Consider the following 23582-nt stretch of genomic DNA (forward strand, 5'->3'; position numbering starts at 1 on the left):
ACGGAGCCACGTGACCCCGCCCGGCCGGACGTCACAGCAGGTCTTCGACGGTGATCGGGAACCGCCGCACCCGGCGGCCGGTCGCGTGGTGCACGGCGTTCGCGATCGCGGCGGCGGCGCCGACCTGACCGATCTCCCCGACGCCCTTGACGCCCAGCGGGTTCACCACGCCGTCGTCGACCTCGACCAGTTCCACGTCGATGTCGGGAGCGTCCGCGTTGACCGCGACCAGGTACTCGCCCAGGCTCGCGTTGGCCCACTGCCCGGTGCGCGGGTGCATGTGGTTGGCCTCCAGCAGCGCCTGGCCGAGGCCCCAGAGCATGCCGCCCATCAACTGGCTCCGGGCCGTCTTCGGATTGAGCACCCGGCCGGGAGCGAAGGCCCCGGTCATGCGCCGCACCCGGACCAGGCCCAGCTCCGGGTCGACGGCCACCTCCGCGAACTGCGCCCCGAACGTCATCATCGCGAACCCGGTGTCCCCGCCCGGCGGAGTCCACACGCCGAGTGCCTCGGCGTCGGGCTGGAAATTCCGCTGGAGCAGATCGGCGTACGACTCGGAGGCCGTCCCGGCGGTCATCACCCCGTCCCGCACGACCACGTGGAGCGGGTCGGCGCCGTGCAGCGGGGAGCCGGCGTCGGCGACGGCCCGTCGGACGAGCTGGTCGCGCAGTGCGGTCCCGGCACTGTGCACGGCGGCACTGATCATGCCCGCCCCCGCGGAGCCCACCGCGGCCGCGATGGTGGGCAGGTCCGTGTCGCCGTTCTCGAACCGGCAGCGGTCCACCCGCAGGCCGAGGGCGTCGGCGGCGACCTGGGTCATGACCGTGGTGACACCCGTGCCGAAGTCGGGGGTGGCGGCCTGGACGACCGCGGTGCCGTCGGCGTACACACGGGCCCGCGCCCGCTGCGGACCGGCGGGCGGGGCGACCGGGTAGCCGGCGCTCGCCATGCCCGTGCCGATCAGCCAGTGCCCCGCACGCCGCACGCCCGGCCGGGGGTCGCGGCCGTCCCAGCCGAAGCGCGCGGCACCCCGCTCGTAGCACTCGCGCAGGCCGCTGCTGGACCAGGGCAGGCCCGAGGAGGGGCTGACGTCCGCGTGGTTGCGCAGGCGCAGTTCGACCGGGTCCATGCCGAGTTCCTGGGCCAGTTCGTCCATCGCGCACTCCAGCGCGAGCATGCCGCTGGCCTCGCCGGGCGCCCTCATGAACGTCGGGGTCATCGTGTTGGCCCGGAAGATCCGGTAGACCCCGTCGAAGTTCGGGCAGGCGTAGATCTCCGAGGAGACACCGATGGACGGCTCGGCCCAGTCGTCGAAGTGCGAGGTCGGCGACAGCTTGTGGTGCCTGATCGCGGTCAGCCGGCCGTCACGCGTCGCGCCCAGGGCGATGATCTGCTCCTGCTCCTCGCGGTGTCCGACCGACGTGAACATCTGCTCGCGGGTCAGCACCAGCCTGACCGGCCTGCCGACCTCGCGCGCGGCCAGCGCGGCCAGCGCGGCATGGTCGTGGATCATGGCCTTGGAGCCGAAGCTTCCGCCCACGTGGTGAGTGACGACCCGGATCTTCGCCAGCGGTATCCCGAGCAGCCGGGCGACGGTGATCTGCGTGGCGTTGACGCCCTGGGTCGAGTCGTGCAGCACCAGTTCGTCGCCGTCCCACGCGGCGGTGGTGCCCGACGCCTCCAGGGGGTTGTGGTGGTTCGCGGCGTACGTGTAGGTCGCCTCCACCCGTACGTCGGCCTCGGCGAGGCCCGCCTCGACGTCCCCGCGCCGGATCCGGCCCGGCAGCCAGCCGCCGAAGATGCGATCGGGCACGTACGCCCGGTCGCGGCCCTGGTCGAGGGTGATCACCGGCCGTGTCTCCTCGTACTGGACGCGCAGCACGCTCGCCGCGTACCGGGCCCGTTCCCAGGTGTCGGCCACGACGATCGCGATGTGCTGGCCCGCGTAGTGGATCACGTCGTCCTGCATCGGGAAGAACGTCTGCCCCGGCGCCGCGGTGCCGGCCAGCGAGGGGACCAGCGGCGGCTGCTCCGCGATCCTCGGCAGGTTCCGGTGGGTGAGGACGGCGAGCACTCCGTCCTCGGCCAGCGCGGTACTGGTATCGATCGCGGTCACACGACCGCTCGCGACGCGGGATCCGACCAGGCAGGCGTAGGCCGTGCCGGGCACCGGTGTCTCGGCGGAGTAACGGGCACTGCCGGTGACCTTGGACCGGCCGTCGACGCGGTCGAGGGGCTGTCCGATGGCCGTCGCGGTCGTCATGCCGGGCTCCCGGTGCCGTCGTCGGTGAGGGTCTCCAGGGCACGCACGACGGCACGCTGGGCGAGGTCGACCTTGAAGGCGTTCATGGGGGTCGGCCGGGCGGCGGCCAGTTCGGCCCGGGCCGCCTGGGCGAAGTTGACGCGGTTCGCCGGGGCGCCGATCATGAAGTCCTCGACATGCTGCGCCCGCCAGGGCTTCGTGGCCACGCCCCCGAGCGCCACGCGGATGTCCGCCACCGTGCCGTCGACGAGGGACAGCGCGGCCGCCACCGAGACGAGTGCGAACTCGTAGCTCTCGCGGTCCCGCACCTTCAGGTACAGCGAGCGGCGGGCCACGGGCATCGCGGGCACCTCGATCGCCGTGATCAGCTCACCGTGTTCCATGGGGTGCTCACGGTGCGGCGAATCGCCGGGCAGCAGGAAGAAGTCCTCGAAGGCATAGGTCCGCTCGCCCCCGGGGGCCAGGGTGTGCACCCGCGCGTCCACCGCCATCAGCGCCACGGCCACGTCCGAAGGGTGAGCGGCGATGCAGTGTCCGCTGGTGCCGAGGACGGCGTGGCCGCGACTGAACCCGTCGAGCGCCGAGCAGCCCGTGCCCGGATCACGCTTGTTGCACGGTGAGCGGGCGTCCCGGTAGTACGAACACCGCACCCGCTGCAGCAGGTTACCGCCCATCGACGCCATGTGACGCAGCTGTGCCGAGGCACCCAGTTCCAGTGCCTGGCAGATCATCGGGTAGCGCTCACGCACCGTGGGCGACGCGGCGACCTCGCTCATCCGGGCGAGGGCTCCGATGCGCAGGCCGCCCTCACGGGTCGGCTCGATGGCGGTCAGCGGGAGGTGGTTGATGTCCACGAGCCGCCGGGGGTGCAGGACGTTCTGGCGGAGCAGATCGATCTCGGTGGTGCCGCCGGCGAGGAAGTCGCTGGTGGGGTCGGCGCTGACGGCGGCGACCGCGGTAGCGGGGTCGGTGACCCGGGCGTAGGTGATCGGCTGCACGGCAGGGCTCCTAGGTTCCGTCGCGGACGGCCCGGATCGCGGCCCGGATGTGCGGATAGGCGGCGCAGCGGCAGATGTTGCCGCTCATCCACTCCTTGATCTCGCCGTCGTCGCCGGCGTGCCCCTCCTTGAGCAGTGCCACGGCCGACATGATCTGGCCGGGTGTGCAGTAGCCGCACTGGAAGGCGTCCTCGGTGATGAACGCCTGCTGCATGGCGTGCAGTTCGTCCCCCTCCGCGAGCCCCTCGATCGTGGTGACCTCACGTCCCTCACACGTCAGGGCCAGTGTCAGACATGCCAGCACGCGGGTGCCGTCCACCCAGACGGTGCAGGCCCCACAGGTTCCCTGGTCACAGCCCTTCTTGGCGCCGGTGAGGAGAAGATGCTCGCGCAGGGCGTCGAGCAGGCTGACACGGGGCTCGATCTCCAGGGACCGCTCCACGCCGTTCACCGACAGGGTGACCCTGACCGGGCCAGGGCCCCGCTCCGCGAGTGTCTGCCCACGTTGGGTGAGGGATGGACCGTGTACAGACATGGGTCACCTCCAACAAGAGGGCGGTTTCATTCTCATACCGCCTCAAAAGTGCCGCAACCGTACGGCTCTGGTAGGGGGCGGAGTCGGGTGGTAGAGCCGCTACCCCCCTCGGTGCTTGCCCCTTCCACCCGGCCGACGCACGGTTGAAAGGGAAATAAGGGACAAAACGGAATGACGGTCCCTCATCTCCGACCCGACTGACAACACCTCAGAAACTGTGCAGAGGAGACTGGTTATGCGTTGTGCAAAGTGGCCCCTCGCCGCCGTGGCGGGTCTCGCCCTCGCGCTGGGCGGTGCCGCGGCGTCGGCCTCCGCCGCTCCGGCGTCCCCGGCGGCAGCCCACCACACCGTCGATGACCACGGTGGCCACGGAGGGTATGGAGGCTACGGAGGCTACGGACGGGGATATGACAACGTCCGGTACGACGTCGAGGACTACGGCTGGTACGGCGGTCACGGCTACGGCGGCTATGACCACGGTGGCTATGACCACGGCGGATACGGTCACGGTGGCCACGGCCATGACGGTTCCGGCCATGGAGGTCATGGCGGTGGTGGTCATGGCGGTGGTGGTCACGGCGGTGGTGGCCACGGCGGTGGTGGCCACGGCGGTGGTGGTGGCGGTCACGGCCGATAGTTCCGTCGCCAAGGGGACCGGCACCGCGCCGGCCCCCTTCGGCGTGTTCGTGGCGATGGGCCAGGGGGCCGCCCTGTGCGGTCGAAGAGCCACGCCGTCAGCCGCGAGCACCCGTACCCATGGCCGGCCGTTCCGCCCGCGCGGCGGCCTTCTCGGCCCGGCGCCGGGCCTCCCGGACCGCGCGGCCGGCCTGCCGCTCCCGGTCCCGGGCGTCCCGCTCCGCGCCCCGGGCCCGCTGCTGCTCCTCCTCGGCGTCCTGGAGCCGCTCCCGCAGCTCACGGAGCCGCTCCTCCGCGTCGGTCAGCCGTGCGCCGGCCTCCTCCGCCGCCCGCGCGGCGGCGTCGGCCTCCTCCTCGTGTGCGCGCAGCTCCCGCTCGGCCTCGCGTGCCTCGGCGCGGCGTCGGCGTTGCTCCTCCTCACGGGCCTTGTCCTCTCGCCGGCGCTTGTCCTGTCTCCGGCGCTCGTCTTCCTCGCGGTCCCGGTCCTGTTTCCGGCGCTCGCCGTCCTCGCGGCTCTTGTCCTGTTTCCGGCCCTCGTCTTCCTCGCGGCCCCCGCCCCCGGCAGGCTGCTTCGGCTCGGGCGCGGGCCGGCGGCCGAGCACGGCCTCGTCGGTCGCCGGGAACCCGATCGTCGAGTTGAGCGGCTTCACCAGCCGGCCGGCCGCCCACTCCCGCGCGGCCTCCGGATCGGCGAGCGCGGCGTGCAGGGTCTCCTCGACCTCGCGCTGGACGCCCTCGCTCACCGGGTGCCCCGCCTGCGCGGCCAACCGCCGGGCCTGCCGTCCCAGCGCGCCGATCACCTCGTTCTGCCGACGGGCCAGCCTGCGCAGCTGTGTCCCGTCCAGCTCGCGGTGCGCGCGGCGCAGCTCCTCGCCGAGGCCGAGCAGCGGCTGGACCTCTTCCCGCTGCCGGCGCACCAGCAGATTGCTGACCCAGGCGGCCAGGCTCGGCTTCCGCAACGCGCCGATCTCCTTGGCGAGGGCCTGGTCACCGGCCTTGCGGGCGTCCCGGGCGCGGCGGTCGCGGGCGGCCACGAACTCCTCCGGTCGCAGCCCGTACAGCTCGTCGGCGACGGCGTCCAGGTCCATGAGCGTCCCTCCCGACAGCCACCTCGGTGACGGGCTACGAGTCTCTCACTCGGCGGGTTGATGTGCTCTGTGGCTCGTCCGCTGTGCGGCGTGCACCGGCGGGTGTGCGTCGGGTGCACGGAGTCACCGGTTCGCAGGACTGTCGGGCTCGCCGCGCGGATCGCGCCCGTCCCGGGCAACATGATGCGGGAACGCCCGGTACGAGCCTCCGGCCGGCCCGGGATGCATTTGCCTGAGCAAGCGTCCGGCGGGCGGAACGGCGGGTGGAAGGGGGGCGGGGAAGTGGACGTGGGGCGACGACACGAGGCCAAAATTGCACCGTTCGTTTTCTTGAATCCCTCGTGTTTATGAGGATAGGTTCGGCGGCATGACCGCCTCCCCGACCCCGACCACCGCCGAGGAGCTCCGCGGTGCCGGCCTGCGCGTGACGGCAGCTCGCGTCGCGCTGCTGGAGACCGTCCGGGACGGCGACCACCTCGGTGTCGAGGCGATCGCCTCCGGAGTCCGCGATCGCGTAGGCCACATCTCCCTGCAAGCCGTCTACGAGGCCCTTCACGCGCTGACCGCGGCGGGTCTCGTACGCCGTATCGAGCCGGCCGGCCACCCGGCCCGGTACGAGGGGCGTGTGGGCGACAACCACCACCACATCGTGTGCCGGTCCTGCGGCGCCGTCGCCGACGTCGACTGTGCCGTCGGTGACGCGCCCTGCCTGACCGCCGCCGACGACCACGGCTTCGCCATCGACGAGGCCGAGGTCGTGTACTGGGGCCTGTGCCCCGACTGTTCCACCGGCCGCCGTTCCTGAGCACCGAGTTCCGCACAGTTCGGAAGGATTGCCATGACTGAGAACCACGACGCGATCGTCACAGACGCGAAGTCGGAGGAGGGGAGCGGCGGTTGCCCCGTCGCGCACGACCGGGCCCTGTACCCGGCCCAGGGTGGTGGCAACCGCCAGTGGTGGCCAGAGCGGCTCAACCTGAAGATCCTGGCGAAGAACCCCGCCGTGGCCAACCCGCTCGACGAGGACTTCGACTACGCCGAGGCGTTCGAGTCGCTGGATCTCGCGGCCGTGAAACGTGACATCGCCGAGGTGCTCACGACGTCGCAGGACTGGTGGCCCGCCGACTTCGGCAACTACGGCCCGCTGATGATCCGTATGGCCTGGCACAGCGCGGGCACCTACCGCATCAGCGACGGCCGCGGTGGCGCCGGGGCCGGCCAGCAGCGCTTCGCACCGCTCAACAGCTGGCCCGACAACGGCAACCTCGACAAGGCCCGCCGTCTGCTGTGGCCGGTCAAGAAGAAGTACGGCCAGAGCATCTCCTGGGCCGACCTGCTGATCCTCACCGGCAATGTCGCCCTGGAGACCATGGGCTTCAAGACCTTCGGCTTCGGCGGTGGCCGCGCGGACGTCTGGGAGGCGGAGGAGGACGTCTACTGGGGTCCCGAGACCACCTGGCTGGACGACAAGCGCTACACCGGCGACCGCGAGCTGGAGAACCCGCTGGCCGCCGTGCAGATGGGCCTGATCTACGTCAACCCCGAGGGCCCGAACGGCAACCCGGACCCGATCGCCGCGGCCCGCGACATCCGTGAGACGTTCCGCCGCATGGCGATGAACGACGAGGAGACCGTCGCCCTGATCGCAGGCGGCCACACCTTCGGCAAGACCCACGGCGCCGGTCCCGCCGACAACGTCGGCCCCGACCCCGAGGCCGCCTCGCTGGAGGACCAGGGCCTGGGCTGGAAGAGCACCTACGGCACCGGCAAGGGCGGGGACGCCATCACCTCCGGCCTGGAGGTCACCTGGACCAGCACCCCGACCCAGTGGAGCAACGGGTTCTTCAAGAACCTGTTCGAGTTCGAGTACGAGCTGGAGCAGAGCCCGGCCGGCGCCAACCAGTGGGTGGCCAAGGACGCCCCCGAGATCATCCCGGACGCGCACGACCCGGCGAAGAAGCACCGCCCGCGGATGCTGACCACCGACCTTGCGCTGCGCTTCGACCCGATCTACGAGCCGATCTCCCGCCGGTTCTACGAGAATCCGGAGGAGTTCGCGGACGCCTTCGCCCGCGCCTGGTACAAGCTCACCCACCGCGACATGGGCCCGAAGTCGCTGTACCTCGGCCCGGAGGTCCCGGAGGAGACGCTGCTGTGGCAGGACCCGCTGCCGGAGCGCGAGGGCGAGCTGATCGACGACGCCGACATCGCCACCCTGAAGACCAAGCTGCTCGAATCGGGCCTGTCGGTGTCCCAGCTGGTCACCACCGCCTGGGCGTCCGCCTCGACGTTCCGCGCCAGCGACAAGCGCGGCGGCGCCAACGGCGCCCGCATCCGCCTCGCCCCGCAGCGCGGCTGGGAGGTCAACGACCCCGACCAGCTGGCCCAGGTGCTGCGCACCCTGGAGAACGTCCAGCAGGAGTTCAACGCCTCCTCCGGCGGCAAGAAGGTCTCCCTGGCCGACCTCATCGTCCTCGGCGGTGCCGCCGCCGTGGAGAAGGCCGCCAAGGAAGCCGGCTACGAGATCCAGGTGTCCTTCACCCCGGGCCGTGTCGACGCGACCGAGGAGCACACCGACGTCGAGTCCTTCGAGGCGCTGGAGCCGACCGCGGACGGCTTCCGCAACTACCTCGGCAAGGGCAACCGGCTGCCGGCCGAGTACCTGCTCCTCGACAAGGCGAACCTGCTGGGCCTGAGCGCCCCGGAGATGACCGTCCTCGTCGGCGGCCTGCGCGTCCTCGGCGCCAACCACCAGCAGTCGCAGCTCGGCGTCCTCACCACGACGCCCGGCGTCCTCACGAACGACTTCTTCGTCAACCTGCTCGACATGGGGACGACGTGGAAGGCGACCTCCGAGGACCAGACCACGTTCGAGGGCCGCGACGCCGCCACCGGCGAGGTGAAGTGGGCCGGCAGCCGCGCCGACCTCGTCTTCGGCTCCAACTCCGAGCTGCGCGCGCTCGCCGAGGTCTACGCCAGCGACGACGCGAAGGAGAAGTTCGTCAAGGACTTCGTCGCCGCCTGGAACAAGGTCATGGACGCGGACCGCTTCGACCTCGTCTGACCGGCCGGCTCCACCCCGCCTGACCCGTTGAACAGCACGTCCGGGTCCGCCCCGCTGGGCGGACCCGGACGTCCTGCTTTCCGGCGGGACCGGGCGCGTCAGCGGCCCAGCGCCGCCGCGCCCGCCCGCGCGTACCGCTCGTCCAGGTCGCCCGACGGGGCGCCCGCGACACCGATGCCCGCGACCGGGGCGCCGTCGGCGGTCACCGGCGTACCGCCCGCGAGGAACAGCGTGCCCGGGATGTCCTTCAGGGTCGGTGCCTGCGCCAGCCGCTCGGTCAGCTCGGAGGTCGGCGCGTTCCAGGACACCGCGGTGAACGCCTTGCGCTCCGCGGACACGTACGACTGCGGGCCCGCCCCGTCTCCGCGCAGGGTGACCAGCGTGTTGCCGTTGCGGTCGACGACGGCCACGGACACGTGCCGGCCGTCCTTCTCGGCCGCCTCGACCGCGGCGCGCGCCGCCTTCGTCGCCGCGTCCAGGGTGAGGTGCGTGCTCCGGGTCAGCTCTCCGTTCCGGGCCGCGACGGGAGCGGCGGCGGGCGTGGCGTCCGTGGAGCCGGCGGCGTTTGCGGCCACCGTGCCGACGGCACCGGCACCGGCGACGGCCAGGGCGGCGCCGCCCACGAGGACGCGGGCACGCAGGGACGGCTTCTTGCGGCTGGGCATGCTGAGGGACCTTCCGGTAGGGGCTGGGCCGGGGGCGGAGTCGCTCCCGGAACCGATCCTCGGCCCGTTGCGGGCCGGCTTCCGTCGCCGGACCGGATGCCCCGGGGGTCATCCGATCGGATGACACCGAAGGTTCCGGGCGTGGGCACAATGGAGGGAGTTTGCCCAGTTCAGCGGGGAGATGGAGGTGCCCGCGGTGGTCCTGTCCGAGCGCGACGACACCCGTGCCCTCACCGTCGTCATGCACACGGCGTTCTTCGTGCTGCTGTCCGCGTCCGCCGCCCGCTACCTGGCCCGGCACGCCGGCGGATCGCACACCCCTTGGGTGATCGCCCTGTCCGTGCTGCTGGCCGCGCTCTACGTCCTCGGCCCTGCCCTCGGCACCCGGCCCGGCCCGCGCCGCCTCACCTGGCTCGGCCTCGTCGTCGCCGCGTGGGCGCTCCTCGTCGTCCTCGCCCCGAGCTTCGCCTGGTGCGCGGTCCCGCTCTTCTACACCGGCCTGCGCACCCTCCCACCGCGCACCGCGGTCCCGCTGGTCGCGCTCCTCACCGCGCTCGCGGTGGCCACCCAGCTCCGCCTGGCCGGCTGGCCCGACCCGAACGTGCTGCTGGCACCGCCCGCGGTGGCCGCCGTGGCCACCACCGTGTTCGTCGTCATGCAGCGCCAGGCGGCCCGCCAGGACGCCCTGATCGACGACCTGGTGCGCACCCGGCGCGACCTGGCGGCCACCGAGCGCCGCGAGGGCACCCTCGCCGAACGCGAACGGCTCGCCCGGGAGATCCACGACACCCTCGCCCAGGGCATGTCCAGCCAGCGCATGCTGCTCCAGGCGGCCGACCGCCTCTGGGACACCGCGCCCGGCACCGCCCGCGACCACGTCCGTACGGCGGCGGCGATCGCCGAGCGCAGCCTCGCCGAGGCCCGCCGCTTCGTCCACGACCTGACCCCGGCCGACCTGGCCGAGGGCGGCGGCCTGCTCCAGGCACTGCGCGCCGTCGCCGAGCGCGAGACGACAGCCACGCTCACCGTCCGCGTCCACGCCGAGGGCAGCCGACCCGTCCCGCTGCCCGCCCCCGTGGAGTCGGCCCTGCTGCGCATCGCCCAGGGCGCCCTCGCCAACGTCCGCGAACACGCGGCGGCCACCACCGCCACCCTCACCCTGACCTGCCTGGACGACCAGATCGTCCTCGACGTCACGGACGACGGCCGCGGCTACGACCCGCGCACCCCGCCCGCCCCCGGAGCCGCCCCGGCCGACGCGCGCGGACACGGCCTGCCCGCCATCCGCGCCCGCCTGCGCCAGCTGGGCGGCACCCTCACGATCGAGTCGGCACCCGGTGAGGGCACCGCGCTGTCGGCGGCGATCCCGTTGGAGCCGAGATGACCCACACCCCCGAGACGGCCGCACCGGCACCGGTGCGCATCCTCGTCTGCGACGACCACGCCGTCGTACCCGCCGGACTGCTGGCGCTCCTGCGCAGCGCCCCGGACATCGAGGTCGTCGGCGAGGCCGGCAGCGGTGAGGAGGCGCTCGCCCTCGCGCGCAGGACCGCCCCGGACGTCGTCCTCATGGACCTCCAACTGGGCGAGGGCATCGACGGCGTCGAGACCACCCGCCGGCTGCGCGCCGAGCCGTCCGCCCCGCACGTCCTGGTCCTCACCACGTACGACACCGACGCCGACGTCACCCGGGCCGTCGACGCGGGCGCCACCGGCTACCTGCTGAAGGCCGAGCGCGCCGAGGACCTGTTCACGGCGATCCACGCCGCCGCCCAGGGCCGCCCGGCCCTCTCGCCCCCGGTCGCCGACCGTGTCATGTCCCGGCTCCGCAACCCGCGCCCCACCCTGACACCCCGCGAACTCGACATCCTCACCCACCTCTCGCGAGGCCTCTCCAACCACGCCATCGCCCGCGCCCTCTACATCAGCGAGGCCACGGTGAAGACGCATCTGCGGCGCATCTACGACAAGCTCGGCGTGGACACGAGGGCGGGCGCGGTGGCGGTGGCGAAGGAACAGCGCCTGCTGGCCTGACCGGGGCCATGGAACGCCGGTCCGGACGACGGCCGCCAGGGGCGCGGGGCTGTGTCCCTGTGCGGCTCGGCCGCGTGGGCGCGACGAGCCACCGGAAACCCGCGGCCGGGCGACGACCTTCCCCCCGGCGACGCCGACGCGCGACAGCCCCCTACCTCCGCAACGCCTCGAACGCCTCCCGCCCCGCCACCCCGATCGCGAGGTCGATGTCCGGGGCCAGCCCCGCCCGCCGTCCGGCCCGGGTCAGCGCGGCGATCGCCACCCGCTCCCCGGACTCCGCCTCGACGACCCCGATCTCGTGCCGGAGATGCAGGAACGTGCCCGTCTTCCCGCTCCACCGCAGCGTGTCCGTCCGCAACTCGCTCGCCAGCCGCTGCGTGAACACCTGGAGCCCCATCAGCCGCCGCAGCTCCGCCGTCGCCCCGGGACCGGCGATCCCGTCGCACCACACGTGCTCCAGCAGGCCGACGAGCGCCGCGGCCGAACCGGCGTTGGCATGGGCCGGGTCCAGGGTCTCGATGGTGTGCCGGCCCGCCCCCTCGTCCCGGACGGCGAGTTCCAGCGCGAGGGAGAAGTCGTTGCCGGCGGCACCGGCGGCGCACTCGTACAGGTGGTTCATCCGGTGCCGCATCCGGATCCCGTCGCAGCCCCAGGCGCGCAGCCGCGCGTCGACGTCCGCCACCGGTACCAGGTCGAGCAGCGCGTCCGCGGCGGCGTTGTCGCTCACCGACAGCATGAGCGCGAGCAGGTCGCCGACGGCCACGGTGGCCGGGTGGCGGAAGGCGGCGAGCCCGGTGGGACCGACGCTGCTGGTGCCGGGATCCACCGTGACGGGGTGCGCCGGGTCGAGGTCACCGTGCGCGATCCGGTCCAGCACCACCAGGGCGAGCGGGACCTTCGCCACCGACGCCAGGGGGGTCGACTCCTCGATGTCGAAGCCGAGTTGCTCACCGCTGTCGAGGTCACGGGCGAGGAAGGAGCCGCGGACGCCGAGCGCCGTCCAGTCCGCGGCTATGGCCTCGGCGACATCGAGAAGGGCCCGGTCGTCGCCGACGTACACCGGCCGGTGCGCCGGTGCTGTGCCGGCCGGTGAGCGGTGCGCGGTGTTCATCGACCCGTCGTGCCTTTCGGTGAGGTGCCCGCCGAGCCCATCGGTGAGCCGTCTGCCAGAGTCATCCGCGAAGCCGTTGCCCCGCTCGTCCGCAAGCCGTTACCGCGCTGCCCCGCAAACCCTGGCCCGCTCACCCGCGAGCCGCCAGCCGCGCGTGCACGTCCTCGCCGCCGGCCCCCGGCACCGGCCCGCCATGCCGGGCAGGCGCCGCGCCCACGGCCGCTGCCAGCGGTGTGGCCAGCCAGCCCGGTACGGTTCCCGCGCTGTCGCGGCCCGGGGCGGCGCCCACGTCGTACCCCCGGTGCAGGGCGGGGTCGGCGAGGGGTCTCCAAGGGGCCCCGTGCTGCCGCGCGAACGGCTCGGTGCACAGCAGCACACCGCTTCCGGCCAGTGTCTCGGCGAGCGCGGTGGCCGCCGGGCCGGCCGGCCGGATCCTGCTCTCGGGCAGCCCGGCGCGCGCGGCTGCCCGAGACAACCGGTCCTCGAAGTACGGCACTTGGTCCTCCGCCGGGAGCAGCAGGGGCGGTGGTGCGGCGGGTCCGGCGGTGCGACCGCGGCGCGGCCGCAGCTCTTCGAGGTGGACCGTACGCCGCGAGGCCCCGCTCCCGGTCCCGCTGCCCTCCGGCACCGGCGCGGACGCCAGCCCCAACGGCGCCCGGAACGCGGCCTCTTCCGGCGGGGTCCGCACCAGCGCGTACCCGAGCGAACCGTCGGCCAGTCCGGAAACCCGCTCCAGGGGCGGCAGTTCCCGTATGCCGAGGGTGATCCCGTGCTCGGCGCCGGCGCGGAGGGCCCGGGCCAGCGCGACGGGGGCGCAGTCCGCGGGCACTCCGACGGCGCACACCCGGGACCGCCGGGCCGCGCGGGCGACCTGTCGCAACCGCTGGGCCCGGTCCAGCACGTCCCGGGCGTACGGGAGCAGGAGAACGCCCAGTTCGGTGGTCACGGTCTGCCGCCGGGACCGGTCGAAGAGCGAGCCGCCGAAGTGTTCCTCCAGCGTCTTGATACGGCGGCTGAGCAGCGGCTGGGCGATCCCGAGCCGGTCGGCCGCCTGGGAGAAGCTCGCCTCGTCGGCCGTGGCCACATACGCCTCCAGGTGCGCCAGGAGATCCATGCTGCACTCATATCAATTCGGTATGGGACCTTCAAAGTTCTCTCTTGGACATGAGTGGCCTCCCGCTGTTTCGCTGTGCCCGTCGCCGGCCTCCGGTGAAGACCGACGCCGGTGCGGACGCCGGCGACCGACCCCGCCGACCGACCCCGATGACGGGCCGACCTGGGAGGACCTCACCCATGACCGATCTCGACCGCCGCACCCGGCTGCCGCGTCGCCGCCTGATCAAGGCCGGCCTCGCGCTCACCGGCGCCGCCGTCACCACCACCGCGCTCTCCGCTTCCCCCGCCTCCGCGAGCCCGGACGCCGAAGCGCGCGCCGTACACGCCGAGCTGGCCGAGCTGGAGCAGCGCCACGGCGCCCGGCTGGGCGTGTACGCGCGCAACGTCCGTACCGGGCGGACCGTGTCCCACCGGGCGGGGGAGCGGTTCGCGATGTGCTCCACGTTCAAGGCGTTCGCCGCTGCGGCGGTCCTGCGCGACCGGGCCGGGTGCGCGCCGCTGGACCGGGTGGTGCACTACCCGCCGCACGACCTCCTGCCCAACTCCCCGCGCACGGAGGAGAACCTGGCGACCGGCATGACCGTGGCCGACCTGTGTGCGGCGGCCATCCAGTACAGCGACAACGCGGCCGGCAACCTGCTGCTCCGGGAGCTGGGCGGCCCGGCCGGACTCACCCGCTTCCACCGGTCGCTCGGCGACGAGGTGAGCCGGCTCGACCGGTGGGAGCCGGAGCTGAACACCGCGATCCCCGGGGACCCGCGCGACACCACGACCCCGGAGGCGATCGCCGCGAGCCTGGAGCGCGTCACCCTGGGCCGGGCGCTGTCCCGTGCCGACCGTGAGCGGTTCGTCGGCTGGCTGAAGGGCAACACCACGAGCTCGGCACGGTTCCGCAAGGGGCTGCCGAAGGAGTGGGTCGTGGCGGACAAGACCGGTACCGGCGACTATGCGACCGCCAACGACATCGGCGTGGCCTGGACGTCCCGGCGGACACCCCTCGTGCTGGCGGTCCTGTCCGGCAAGGACACCCCCGACGCCCCGGTGGACGAGGCGCTGATCGCCGACGCGGCGGCCGTCGTGGCCCGCACCCTCGCCCCTGGCGAGTAACTCCGGGCAGTATTCAGTGAATTCACTCATCTGAATATGAATCCTTCGCCTCCGACGGACGCCTGGCGGTGACCTTCGGCGGCAGCGTCGTGACGCCGTAGCCACCGCGCCACGGCCAGGGAACGCGGGAGGCCGCCGCGGGCGGCCTCCCGCTTCCTGCTGTCAGCGGGCGGAGTCGGTCCGGGTGATGCCCCTCGTCCAGGCGACCGACGGCAAGGGCACGTTGTCCGCCCGCGCTTGTTCAGCCGACCGGGTCGCCGGGTGACACGGGACGGACCTCCAGGTCCGCCGCGGCCAGCAGGTCGGCGATCAGCTCCGGTGAACCACCGACATAGGTGCTGGCCAGATCCACGTCTCCGCCCACGATCCAGGCGCGGTCCTGTGGCCACCACAGGTCGGGAAGCTCGGCGAACTCGTCCAGCGTCATGGGGGACAGGGCGTCGGCCAGCCGGCCGGCCAGCAGGATCTCGTCCCGGCCCGGTGTCTCGAACGTACCGAACCGGCCCCAGTCCCAGCGGCCGTACCCGCACCACAGCCCGAACCAGCACCGCTCAGGGGTCCCCGTGTGCCGGGTCAGGACGGGCAGCAGGGCCCGTGCGACGTCCGGCGGGGTCGGCCCCTCCCCGGGATGCTCGTCCCACACGCCGGGCAGGCCGTGGTCGGAGCGGTCGACATGGTCCTGGTCCGTCCCGATCACCTCGTGCCAGCGGGTGACCGGTGTGACGCGCGTGCCGTGGGCGGCGGCGACCGTCGACCAGCGCACCGGCCGCTCGTCCAGCCGGGCCGGGTGCAGGATCCGCGCGTAGGCGGCGAAACCCGGCGCGGCGACGCCCGCCACCGTGCCGAGCGCGCCCAGCTCCGATCGGGTCAGCCAGTCGGCGGGGGAGAGGTCGTCGGCCCGTACCCGAAGCCGGCCGTACCACTCCGGAGCGGGGTCCTGGTCGACCAGGGGACAGTCGTTCACCCCCACAGTGTGCCGTGCCGACCGCCCGGAGCGGTCGACCGGGCGGGCCGGGACCGAGGCCCCGGCCCGCCCCCCGCTCAGGACCCGGCAGGCTGCGAGTGGCTGCCGTAGGGGCGGGTGATGATCTCCATGCCGTGTCCGGCCGGATCCAAGAAGTACACGCCCCGGCCGCCGTGGTGGTGGTTGATCTCACCCGGCTGCCTTCCGCGCGGATCGGCGTAGTAGGTGATCCCGGCCTGCCGGATGCGGGTGAAGGCCGCGTCGAACTCCTCGTCGGAGACGAGGAAGGCGTAGTGCTGCATGACGATCGACTCCGCCGGGATGGTGGCGAAGTCAAGGGTCACCCCGTTGCTGGTGGCGACCGGAATGAACGGGCCCCACTCGGGCCCGACCTCCAGCCCCAGGACACGGGCCAGGAACGCGGCGGACTCCCGGTTGTCCCGGGCGTGCACGATGGTGTGATTCAGCTCGACTGACATGAGTGGAATGCCTCCGAGGGCAATCTCACGGGCAACTCCATGCCTCACCCGGCCGGTGACCGACACGCGATGCCGTACGACGATCTTACCGACACCGACACCGACACCGACACCGACACCGGCGCCGACGGGCCCCGGTCCACCACCTGGCCACCCGCCACGGTCAGCACCACCGGCATGTCGACGGCCCGTGTCGGTGGTCCGCCGGCTCGCGCACGGCACGCGGGCTGGGGGTGGCCATGCTGCCCGCCGGGATGAGAGACCGCGAGTTTCCCAGTACCGGCAGTAACATGATCACCTAGTTCCGGGTGTACCAGTCAGTCAACTCGGCGTCGTCCCAGCGACGCGCCCTGCCCGGAGAAGTCCATGTCTTCTGTCAACGACGCGTTGGACAACGCGCGCTTCACCTACGAGCAGCACATGCGGACCTGCCGCCAGTGCCACGCCGACGCCGCCCCCTGTGCCGTGGCGAAGCACCTCCTGCGGATCTACAACCTCGCCCGCAGGGACCGGATGCGGACCGGCGGCCCGGACACGTCCACGGCCTGACCTGCGCGACGCTTTTCACCCGTCGCGAGGAGGGAACCCGGTGGTCTGTCCCGTTCTCCGAGACACAGGAGGCCACCGTGACGGACCAGCAGGGTGATCGTCCGAACCCGGTCACACAGCACGCCCGCCCCGACTTCCCCTCCCAGGACCAGCCGCACCCGGGCTGGACCGGTCCGATGGACCCGCCGCCCGACCACGGCGAGGAGTCCTACCGCGGCGCCGGCCGTCTCGACGGCCGCAAGACCGTGATCACGGGAGGGGACTCCGGCATCGGCCGGGCGGTCGCGATCGCCTTCGCCCGCGAGGGCGCCGACGTGCTGTTCACTTATCTCGCCGGTGAGGAGGAGGACGCCCGCGAGACGTCCCGGCTGGTGGGGGACGCGGGACGCAAGGCGGTGGCCGTGTCCTGCGACATCCGCGACGAGGACAACTGCCGGTCGCTGATCGACCGGGCGGTCGCCGAGTTCGGCCATATCGATGTCCTCGTGAACAACGCCGCCTACCAGATGTCCCAGCCCGAGGGCATCGAGTCGATCAGCACCGAGCAGTTCGACCGGGTGATGCGCACGAACCTCTACGGCATGTTCTGGCTGACCAAGTTCGCCCTGCCGCACATCCCGGCGGGCGGCTGCGTCATCAACTCCACCTCGGTGCAGGCGTACAAGCCCAGCCCGCACCTGCTGGACTACGCGATGACCAAGGGCGCGATCGTCACCTTCACCCAGGGGCTGGCCCAGATGCTCGCCGAACGCGGTATCCGCGTCAACGCCGTCGCGCCGGGACCCGTCTGGACCCCGCTCATCCCGTCGACCATGCCCGACACGGCGGAGTTCGGTAAGCAGAGCCCGCTCGGCCGACCGGCCCAGCCCGCCGAACTGGCCCCCGCCTACGTGTACCTCGCCTCCCCCGAGGCGAGCTTCATCACCGCCGAGATCCTCAACGCGACCGGCGGCACCCCGCTGCCCTGACCCGCGTCCGCCGCGGGGAGCGGTCAGCCGGCCCGGAACGGCGGCTCGGCCAGGAGTTCCAGCAGCCATGCGGCGCTCTCCGCGGCCCCCGGCCGGGGGCCGCCGGGGGTACCGGGGAACATCCGGCCCCAGGAGGCGGCCCGGCCCAGCGCGCTCAGCCGCCAGGCGAAGTTCCGCCGCCCGCCGCAGCTCCGCCGTCGTGCGGCCGCCGCCCGTCCACGGCTCCAGATAGGCGTCGAGCATGCGCGCGTACTGGCCCAGCAGGGCTTCCCAGTCGGGCGGCCCGACCGGCTCCCGGTCCAGCACGGTCCGGAACAGCTCACCGCCGTCGGGGAGCAGCGCCCAGCCGCGTTCGGGGTCGACGGCCAGCGGGCGCAGCACATGCTCCGGCACCCAGCGGGCCAGCGCGGCGGCCAGCGGCCCCTCGAACACGCTGGCCGGCGGGTTCGCCTTGAACCAGACGGCGGCCCGCCGCCCGACGTCCCCCCGCCCACCGACCGGCACCCGGATCAGCACCGACCACGGGCGCAGCCGTACCCCCAGGGCGCCCTCCTCCGCGCGCAGGCCGTGCGCGGCGAGGTGAGCGGCCACCCAGTCGAGGGCCGCGGCACGCCAGGACCGGCGCTCCCACGGCGTCACCGCGTCCGGGTAGCGCCCCCGGTCGACCACCGTCGTGTCGTCCACTCGCATCGCGCCATCCCAGCACCGAGCCGGAGGGTCCGGCCAGCGGTTTTCCCCGCCCCGCCCCGCCCGCCCGGCCGCCGTGGCGTCGTACGGCGACGCACCCCGCACCGCCACAGCCACATACGGTGGGGAACCGGGCCCGAACGGCACCATCGGCCGGCGCGCCTGGGGAGAGCCGCCACCGTCACCACCGGCTTTCCGCCGCCACCCCACAGGTAGCCGCAGGCCGGGCCCGCGGGGCCTGCCCGCGTGGTCCGTCTTCTGCACGAGCGACTACGACAACCGGGCCGGCGCCTCAGTACTCCCGCGTCCGGTGCACTTCGCCCGTCCCCAGGGTGATCACGGCCCGGGGGCGCATGGGGCCGTCGTCGCGCCGGGACAGCAGGACCACCTCCCCGACCACCGCCGACAGGGTGCCGAGTCGCGCGGCACACTCGGCGGCAAGGCGGTTCGGGTCCCGGGTGCGGCCGAGGGACAGATGCGGGGTGAAACGCTCGCCGCGTCCCTGGCACAGCGGGAACCGCAGCCGCAGCTCCCGGTGCAGACGGGCCCAGGGTGCCGGGTCGACCGCGGCCGGGTCGAGCCACACCGTGGCGTAGTGCCGGTGCCGGAAGGACCGCACCCCCGCCAGGCGCGCTCTGAACGCCGTGCTTCGTGCCGCCCCGGCGGAGAGCAGCGGTACGGCCCGCTCGAACTCCTCCTCCGGTACGAAGCCGAACAGCAGGTTCACGTGCGGCGGCCACCGGCGCACCTGTGGATCGTGCTCCCAGCGGATCTCCTGGATCGCCGGCCAGAGTTCCGGCGGCGGCAGCCACGCCACCGCGGTCCGCGGCGTCGGCGCCACCCTGAGCGCGTCCGCCGGCTCGGCCCCGCCGGAAGCCGCGTACCCGTTCACCCGGCCGTGGTCCCGGACAGGGCGGTGCCGCAGTGACGCGGACGCCCGAGGGCGAGGAGGGCCGTGTCGTCGTCGAGTCCGTCGCCGAAGCTGACCAGCAGGCGGATGAGGGCGTCGATCACGGTGCGGGGGTCCGCGGGGGCGAGCTCGCCGGCGAACGACAGCAGCGCGTCGTAGCCGTACAGGTCGCTCTCTCCCGTGCGGGCCTCGGTGAGGCCGTCGGTGTAGAGCAACAGCGTGTCGCCGTGGTGGAGAGCGGTCCGGATCGTCGTGAAGGAGGCGTTGGGGAAGGCGCCGACCAGCAGTCCGCCGGGCGTCGGCAGGTACTCGGCCCGGCCGTCCGCCCGCAGCAGCAGCGCGGGCGGGTGGCCACCGGAGGCCAGGAGGACGCGGACGCTCTGCCCTTCGGATTCCAGGGTGCCGAAGACGGTGGTGCAGTAACGGGGGTCCCCGCCGCCGTAGCGTTCGAGGAGTGCCGAGTTGAGGGCGGACAGGACGGCCTCGGGACCGAGCCCGTGCAAGGCCGCGCTGCGCAGGGTGTAGCGGACGAGGGAGGTCGCCGCCGCGGCCTTCGGGCCCTTTCCGCAGATGTCCCCGAGGAAGAACGCGAAGCGGTCGTCGCCGAGGGGGAACAGGTCGTAGAAGTCGCCGCCCAGCTGTATCGGGGAGGCCGTGTGGTAGTAGGCGGCGGTCTGCACGCCGGGCACCGCCGGAAGACCGGCCGGGAGCAGGCTCTGCTGCAGTACGGCCAGTGCCTCGCGCAGCTGCTCGCGGTCGGCCTCCGCCTGGCGGCGGGCCTCCTCGGCCGCGCGGCGGGCGCGCAGCAGCTCGGTCTCGTAGGCACGCCGGTCGGTGGCGTCGAAGACGGTCGTGCGGATGAGCAGGGGACGTCCGTCGGCGCCGCGCTTCACGGCCGATGTGATCAGCACCGGAAGCCGGGACCCGTCCGCGACCTTCATGTCGAGCGCTATGCCACCCACATGCCCCTGCATGCGCAGCAGCGGCGCGTAGTGGGTCTCGTGGTACAGCTTGCCGCCCACGGTCAGCAGGTCGGCGAAGTGCCGGCGGTGCACGACCTCCTCCCGGGAGAGGCCGAGCCAGCCCAGCAGCGTCTTGTTGACCTTGACGATGGTGCCGTCCATCAGGGTGGACAGGTAGCCGCAGGGGGCGGACTCGTACAGCTCCTCCGTACTGTCCTCCAGCAGGGCGGTGACGTCCGTACCGATGAGTGGCCGTGCCTCCCCGGGGGGCCTGGGAGCCGGGCCGGAGCCGGACATCAGGCCAGCTCTTCCACGAACGTGGTGATCGCCCGGGCGGTGGCCTCGGGAGCGCTCAGTTGCGGGCAGTGGCCGGTGGCGGCCAAGGTGATCAGACGGCTGCCGGGGACGGCGGCGTGGACGTACGCGCCGACCTCCCGGGGCGCGATGACGTCCTGCGCGCATTCGAGGACCAGGGTGGGCACGGTCACCGTCTTCAGGTCCTGACGGCTGTCGGACAGGAACGTGGTGCGGGCGAAGACGCGCGCGATGTCCGGGTCGGTGGCGCAGAAGCTGTTGGTCAGCTCCGCGCCCAGTTCCGGCCGGTGGGGGTTGCCCATGATGACCCGGGCCATGGTCGCGGACCATCCGAGGTAATTGGCCTCCAGCGAGTCCAGCAGCTCGTGGATGTCCGCCGCGGTGAAGCCGCCGCGATAGTCCTCGTCGTCGATGTAGGAGGGTGAGGGGCACACCATGACCATGGAGCCGATCCGGCCCGGTACCGCCGTGGCGGCCAGGACGCCGACCATGGCGCTGACCGAGTGACCCACGAACACGGCGTCCCGCAGGTCCAGCTCCTCGCACACGTCCACCACGTCCTGGGCGTAGCCGTCCAGGGTCGCGTAGCGCTCCTCCCGCCAGGCGGCCAGGTCGGAGCGGCCGGAGCCGACGTAGTCGAACAGCACCACGCGGAAGCGCCGCCGCGCGAGGCCGGGAGTCACGAGGCGCCACAGGTTCTGGTCACAGCCGAAGCCGTGCGCGAGGATCAAGGTCCGACCGGACTCCTGCCCGATGACCCGGACGTTGTTCCTGCGGAGGATGCCCATCTGTCCATCGTCCCACGTCAGGGTCGGACTCGACGGTTCCGTCGCGCCGGCGGTCCCGGCGGTCGAGCGATCACACGGGGACAGCGCCGCACGCTGTGGCGGCGCTGTCGTCGACGCGTTCAGCCGGCCTTCTGCCGTTCGCGGAGCTCGTGCACGTTGCTCGCGGTGAGGGTGCCGTCCTGCTGCTCGTAGTGGGACAGGGCGAGACCCAGGCCGAAGAAGGTGGGGGCCCATTCGCCGACGAAGATGCCCCAGCGGTCGGCGCGGTCCAGGCCGGTGCCGGGTTCCATCTTCAGGGACCCTATCCACGCGGCCACCGTAAGGCCGATGGAGGCCATGCCGGCCAGGTAGGCGTGCTCGCTGCGGATGCCCATCTCGTGCATTTTCTTGATGATCATGGTGTGCTCCAGGTCATGCCGGTGATGCGGACGGTTGCAGTCGCTTCGACACCCACCCGGTTGCCCGATTTGCCGAGAGGCATGTCCATTTCGTGGTGTTTTGTGGCGTTTCTTGATTGCCGCTTCAACATGCCATCGCGGAAGGGCCGGAGCAGGTCAGTCCTTCACCGCTCCGCCCAGCCCGGAGACCAGCCGTCGCTGCACGAGGACGAAGAACACCAGCACCGGAACGGTCATCACCGTGGACGCCGCCATGACCCCGCCCCAGTCCGGCTCGTCGGGCTTGTAGAAGACCAGCAGGGCCATCGGCAGGGTCGACTGCGAGGTGTCGCTGATGATGAACGACTTGGCGAACAGGAAGTCGTTCCAGGCGGAGATGAAGGAGAACACGCTCGTGGCCACCAGGCCCGGCAGGACCAGCGGGAGGAGGATCCGCCACAGGAAACGCGCGCGGCTCGCCCCGTCCAGGTACGCGGCCTCCTCCAGGGACTCCGGAACGGCCCGCACGAATCCGCGCAGCATCCAGATCGCGAACGGCAGCGAGAAGGCGATGTGCGGCAGGATCAGGGAACCCAGCGTGTTCAGCTGACCGAGGTCCCGCATGAGGAAGAACAGGGGGATGGTGAGCGCCTCCACCGGCACCATCTGGGCCACCAGGAACATGATGAGCAGGGTGGTCCGGAACCGGAACCGGAACCGCGTCACCGCGGTCGCGGCGAGGAAGGCGATCAGCGCGGAGGCGATCACGACACTCACCGCGACGACAAGGCTGTTGACGAAGTACCGGCCGAACTCCTGCTGTCCGAACACGCGCCGGAAGGAGTCCAGCGACGGCGAGGCCGTCCAGGGTCTCGGCTCGGTGGACTCGATCTCCCCGGCCGGTCTGAGCGCGCCGAGCAGCATCCAGTACAGGGGGAAGGCGACGACCGCGGCGACCAGCAGCGCGGTCGCCTCGGCGGCGAGCCGCCAGGGCCGCCGTACCGCCCGACCGTGTACGAGGCTCACAGCTCCTCCCCTTGGCGGCGCAGCAGCCGCAGGTACCCCAGCGTGATCGCGAGCAGGACCAGCAGTGTGACGACGCCGATGGCGGACCCGAGGCTGTACTGCGAGGAGGCGAAGGCCTTCTGGTAGGCGTAGACGTTCAGGACCAGGTTCTGTCCGGCGATGCCGCCGCCGCCCGTCATCACGTAGATCTGGGTGAAGACCTTGAAGTCCCAGATCACCGACTGGACGGTGACGATGACGAGGATCGGTCTCAGGACCGGCGCCAGTACCGAGCGCCAGATCCGCCACTGCGAGGCGCCGTCCAGGGCGGCGGCCTCCAGGATCTCGGCCGGCACCGCGCGGATGCCGGCGTAGACGGTGACCATCACGAACGGGAAGGAGCACCAGACGACTTCGAGCAGGACCAGGAGGAACGCGCTGTAACGGCCGTAGGTCCAGGAGAAGTCACCGATGCCCAGGAGGCGGTTGACCGGGCCGAAGTCGGGGTCGAAGAGGAACAGCCAGACCGTCGAACCGGTGACGGTCGGTGTGGCCCACGCCCCCAGCGCGGCCAGCAGGAGGGCGAGTCGCGGGACCGCGCGGACCCGGGTGAGCAGGACGGCGAGCGCGCAGCCCACCGCCAGCGTGCAGACCACACAGGCCGCCGCGAAGCCGACCGTCGCCAGCAGCACCTGCCAGAACTGGTCGTCTGCGAAGAGTTCGGTGTAGTTGGCCAGGCCCCGGAAGCGGGTGGGCTCCCCGCCGCTGACCTGGGCCTGGGTGTACTCCAGGAACGAGATGAGGCCGAGCTGGTAGACGGGGTAGACCAGCAGGCCACCCAGAACGAGCAGTGCGGGCGCGAGACAGAGCCAGGGCGTCCAACCGCCCGAGGCGCGCGGGGCCGCGTTCGAGGTGCGGCTGCCGCCGCGTGGGCGCGACGGGCCACGCACCACCCGCACCC

Annotated in this window: 23 protein-coding genes and 1 pseudogene; 7 read left to right on the plus strand and 17 right to left on the minus strand. The window is 72.5% G+C overall.

What is annotated here, in order from left to right:
- Window positions 1-31: 31 nt before the first annotated feature.
- From C3492_RS20435 to C3492_RS20455, 5 genes are all read right to left on the minus strand, one after another.
- The gene (locus C3492_RS20435) at window positions 32-2263 is read right to left on the minus strand and encodes a xanthine dehydrogenase family protein molybdopterin-binding subunit (protein ID WP_103813186.1); all 2232 of its coding nucleotides are present in this window, start codon (window positions 2261-2263) and stop codon (window positions 32-34) included.
- Complete coding sequence (locus tag C3492_RS20440; RefSeq protein WP_103813187.1) at window positions 2260-3261, minus strand: xanthine dehydrogenase family protein subunit M; 1002 nt, start codon at window positions 3259-3261, stop codon at window positions 2260-2262. The genes C3492_RS20435 and C3492_RS20440 overlap by 4 nt, the downstream gene beginning before the upstream one ends.
- A gap of 10 nt (window positions 3262-3271) precedes the next feature.
- Window positions 3272-3796, minus strand: coding sequence for a (2Fe-2S)-binding protein (locus C3492_RS20445; protein ID WP_103813188.1), 525 nt, complete (start codon window positions 3794-3796; stop codon window positions 3272-3274).
- Window positions 3797-4004: 208 nt separating this feature from the next.
- The gene (locus C3492_RS44680; protein WP_181140470.1) at window positions 4005-4424 is read right to left on the minus strand and encodes a hypothetical protein; all 420 of its coding nucleotides are present in this window, start codon (window positions 4422-4424) and stop codon (window positions 4005-4007) included.
- Window positions 4425-4530: 106 nt separating this feature from the next.
- Entirely contained in the window at window positions 4531-5520 is a 990-nt protein-coding gene (locus tag C3492_RS20455) for a hypothetical protein (protein ID WP_103813190.1), read from the minus strand.
- Window positions 5521-5887: 367 nt separating this feature from the next.
- Between C3492_RS20455 and C3492_RS20460 the strand changes: the two genes are divergently transcribed.
- The gene (locus C3492_RS20460) at window positions 5888-6325 is read left to right on the plus strand and encodes a Fur family transcriptional regulator (RefSeq protein WP_103813191.1); all 438 of its coding nucleotides are present in this window, start codon (window positions 5888-5890) and stop codon (window positions 6323-6325) included.
- Between the two features lie 33 nt (window positions 6326-6358).
- On the plus strand, window positions 6359-8584 hold the full coding sequence (gene katG, locus C3492_RS20465; protein WP_103813192.1) for a catalase/peroxidase HPI: 2226 nt from the start codon (window positions 6359-6361) through the stop codon (window positions 8582-8584).
- Window positions 8585-8682: 98 nt separating this feature from the next.
- Here katG and C3492_RS20470 read toward each other — a convergent pair whose 3' ends face one another.
- Entirely contained in the window at window positions 8683-9249 is a 567-nt protein-coding gene (locus C3492_RS20470) for a heme-binding protein (RefSeq protein ID WP_103813193.1), read from the minus strand.
- Between the two features lie 181 nt (window positions 9250-9430).
- Here C3492_RS20470 and C3492_RS20475 point away from each other — a divergent pair, with 181 nt between their 5' ends.
- Window positions 9431-10633 carry a sensor histidine kinase gene (locus C3492_RS20475; RefSeq protein ID WP_258055777.1) on the plus strand — a complete coding sequence of 401 codons (1203 nt, stop codon included), beginning with the start codon at window positions 9431-9433 and terminating at the stop codon, window positions 10631-10633.
- Window positions 10630-11283, plus strand: a complete 654-nt coding sequence (locus C3492_RS20480) for a response regulator transcription factor (protein ID WP_103813194.1) — start codon at window positions 10630-10632, stop codon at window positions 11281-11283. The genes C3492_RS20475 and C3492_RS20480 overlap by 4 nt, the downstream gene beginning before the upstream one ends.
- 151 nt (window positions 11284-11434) lie before the next feature.
- Here the strand turns inward: C3492_RS20480 and C3492_RS20485 are convergent, their stop codons facing one another.
- Together C3492_RS20485 and C3492_RS20490 are read right to left on the minus strand one after the other, a co-directional pair.
- Window positions 11435-12394, minus strand: coding sequence for a serine hydrolase (locus tag C3492_RS20485; protein ID WP_103813195.1), 960 nt, complete (start codon window positions 12392-12394; stop codon window positions 11435-11437).
- A 130-nt stretch (window positions 12395-12524) separates the two neighbouring features.
- Window positions 12525-13508: a LysR family transcriptional regulator gene (locus C3492_RS20490; RefSeq protein ID WP_103813196.1), complete on the minus strand. Its 984-nt coding sequence runs from the start codon at window positions 13506-13508 to the stop codon at window positions 12525-12527.
- A 179-nt stretch (window positions 13509-13687) separates the two neighbouring features.
- Between C3492_RS20490 and bla the strand changes: the two genes are divergently transcribed.
- Entirely contained in the window at window positions 13688-14617 is a 930-nt protein-coding gene (gene bla, locus C3492_RS20495) for a class A beta-lactamase (protein WP_103813197.1), read from the plus strand.
- Between the two features lie 241 nt (window positions 14618-14858).
- Here bla and C3492_RS20500 read toward each other — a convergent pair whose 3' ends face one another.
- Window positions 14859-15581: a hypothetical protein gene (locus C3492_RS20500; RefSeq protein WP_258055778.1), complete on the minus strand. Its 723-nt coding sequence runs from the start codon at window positions 15579-15581 to the stop codon at window positions 14859-14861.
- 77 nt (window positions 15582-15658) lie between these two features.
- A complete protein-coding gene (locus C3492_RS20505) occupies window positions 15659-16060 on the minus strand; it encodes a VOC family protein (RefSeq protein WP_103813199.1) in 402 nt (133 codons plus the stop codon).
- 366 nt (window positions 16061-16426) lie between these two features.
- Between C3492_RS20505 and C3492_RS20515 the strand changes: the two genes are divergently transcribed.
- Together C3492_RS20515 and C3492_RS20520 are read left to right on the plus strand one after the other, a co-directional pair.
- The gene (locus C3492_RS20515; RefSeq protein WP_103813201.1) at window positions 16427-16609 is read left to right on the plus strand and encodes a hypothetical protein; all 183 of its coding nucleotides are present in this window, start codon (window positions 16427-16429) and stop codon (window positions 16607-16609) included.
- 77 nt (window positions 16610-16686) lie between these two features.
- The gene (locus C3492_RS20520) at window positions 16687-17577 is read left to right on the plus strand and encodes an SDR family oxidoreductase (RefSeq protein WP_103813202.1); all 891 of its coding nucleotides are present in this window, start codon (window positions 16687-16689) and stop codon (window positions 17575-17577) included.
- A gap of 23 nt (window positions 17578-17600) precedes the next feature.
- Here the strand turns inward: C3492_RS20520 and C3492_RS45875 are convergent.
- The 7 genes and pseudogenes from C3492_RS45875 to C3492_RS20555 all read right to left on the minus strand — a co-directional run bounded on the left by C3492_RS45875 (window position 17601) and on the right by C3492_RS20555 (window position 23580).
- Window positions 17601-18267: pseudogene (locus tag C3492_RS45875) on the minus strand (hypothetical protein).
- 289 nt (window positions 18268-18556) lie between these two features.
- On the minus strand, window positions 18557-19156 hold the full coding sequence (locus C3492_RS20530) for a 2'-5' RNA ligase family protein (RefSeq protein WP_103813203.1): 600 nt from the start codon (window positions 19154-19156) through the stop codon (window positions 18557-18559).
- On the minus strand, window positions 19153-20436 hold the full coding sequence (locus C3492_RS20535) for a PP2C family protein-serine/threonine phosphatase (RefSeq protein WP_103813299.1): 1284 nt from the start codon (window positions 20434-20436) through the stop codon (window positions 19153-19155). Before C3492_RS20535 ends, C3492_RS20530 begins: the two co-directional genes overlap by 4 nt.
- Entirely contained in the window at window positions 20433-21239 is an 807-nt protein-coding gene (locus C3492_RS20540) for an alpha/beta fold hydrolase (protein ID WP_103813204.1), read from the minus strand. Before C3492_RS20540 ends, C3492_RS20535 begins: the two co-directional genes overlap by 4 nt.
- A 119-nt stretch (window positions 21240-21358) precedes the next feature.
- Window positions 21359-21637, minus strand: coding sequence for a hypothetical protein (locus C3492_RS20545; protein ID WP_103813205.1), 279 nt, complete (start codon window positions 21635-21637; stop codon window positions 21359-21361).
- Window positions 21638-21793: 156 nt separating this feature from the next.
- Window positions 21794-22642 (minus strand): carbohydrate ABC transporter permease, encoded by an 849-nt coding sequence (locus tag C3492_RS20550; protein WP_103813206.1) that lies wholly within the window; start codon window positions 22640-22642, stop codon window positions 21794-21796.
- Entirely contained in the window at window positions 22639-23580 is a 942-nt protein-coding gene (locus C3492_RS20555; RefSeq protein WP_103813207.1) for a carbohydrate ABC transporter permease, read from the minus strand. The genes C3492_RS20550 and C3492_RS20555 overlap by 4 nt, the downstream gene beginning before the upstream one ends.
- Window positions 23581-23582 lie beyond the last annotated feature (2 nt).

Source organism: Streptomyces sp. Ru62 (assembly GCF_002920615.1).
Classification (GTDB): domain Bacteria; phylum Actinomycetota; class Actinomycetes; order Streptomycetales; family Streptomycetaceae; genus Streptomyces.

Excerpts from the sequence above, each read along its gene's own strand:
- C3492_RS20460 (WP_103813191.1), top strand. The coding sequence starts at position 5,888 with ATGACCGCCTCCCCGACCCCGACCACCGCCGAGGAGCTCCGCGGTGCC.
- C3492_RS20435 (WP_103813186.1), bottom strand. The coding sequence starts at position 2,263 with ATGACGACCGCGACGGCCATCGGACAGCCCCTCGACCGCGTCGACGGC.
- C3492_RS20505 (WP_103813199.1), bottom strand. The coding sequence starts at position 16,060 with ATGTCAGTCGAGCTGAATCACACCATCGTGCACGCCCGGGACAACCGG.
- C3492_RS20475 (WP_258055777.1), top strand. The coding sequence starts at position 9,431 with ATGGAGGTGCCCGCGGTGGTCCTGTCCGAGCGCGACGACACCCGTGCC.
- katG (WP_103813192.1), top strand. The coding sequence starts at position 6,359 with ATGACTGAGAACCACGACGCGATCGTCACAGACGCGAAGTCGGAGGAG.
- C3492_RS20445 (WP_103813188.1), bottom strand. The coding sequence starts at position 3,796 with ATGTCTGTACACGGTCCATCCCTCACCCAACGTGGGCAGACACTCGCG.
- C3492_RS20515 (WP_103813201.1), top strand. The coding sequence starts at position 16,427 with ATGTCTTCTGTCAACGACGCGTTGGACAACGCGCGCTTCACCTACGAG.
- bla (WP_103813197.1), top strand. The coding sequence starts at position 13,688 with ATGACCGATCTCGACCGCCGCACCCGGCTGCCGCGTCGCCGCCTGATC.
- C3492_RS20480 (WP_103813194.1), top strand. The coding sequence starts at position 10,630 with ATGACCCACACCCCCGAGACGGCCGCACCGGCACCGGTGCGCATCCTC.
- C3492_RS20540 (WP_103813204.1), bottom strand. The coding sequence starts at position 21,239 with ATGGGCATCCTCCGCAGGAACAACGTCCGGGTCATCGGGCAGGAGTCC.
- C3492_RS20545 (WP_103813205.1), bottom strand. The coding sequence starts at position 21,637 with ATGATCATCAAGAAAATGCACGAGATGGGCATCCGCAGCGAGCACGCC.
- C3492_RS20485 (WP_103813195.1), bottom strand. The coding sequence starts at position 12,394 with ATGAACACCGCGCACCGCTCACCGGCCGGCACAGCACCGGCGCACCGG.
- C3492_RS20455 (WP_103813190.1), bottom strand. The coding sequence starts at position 5,520 with ATGGACCTGGACGCCGTCGCCGACGAGCTGTACGGGCTGCGACCGGAG.
- C3492_RS20470 (WP_103813193.1), bottom strand. The coding sequence starts at position 9,249 with ATGCCCAGCCGCAAGAAGCCGTCCCTGCGTGCCCGCGTCCTCGTGGGC.
- C3492_RS20490 (WP_103813196.1), bottom strand. The coding sequence starts at position 13,508 with ATGGATCTCCTGGCGCACCTGGAGGCGTATGTGGCCACGGCCGACGAG.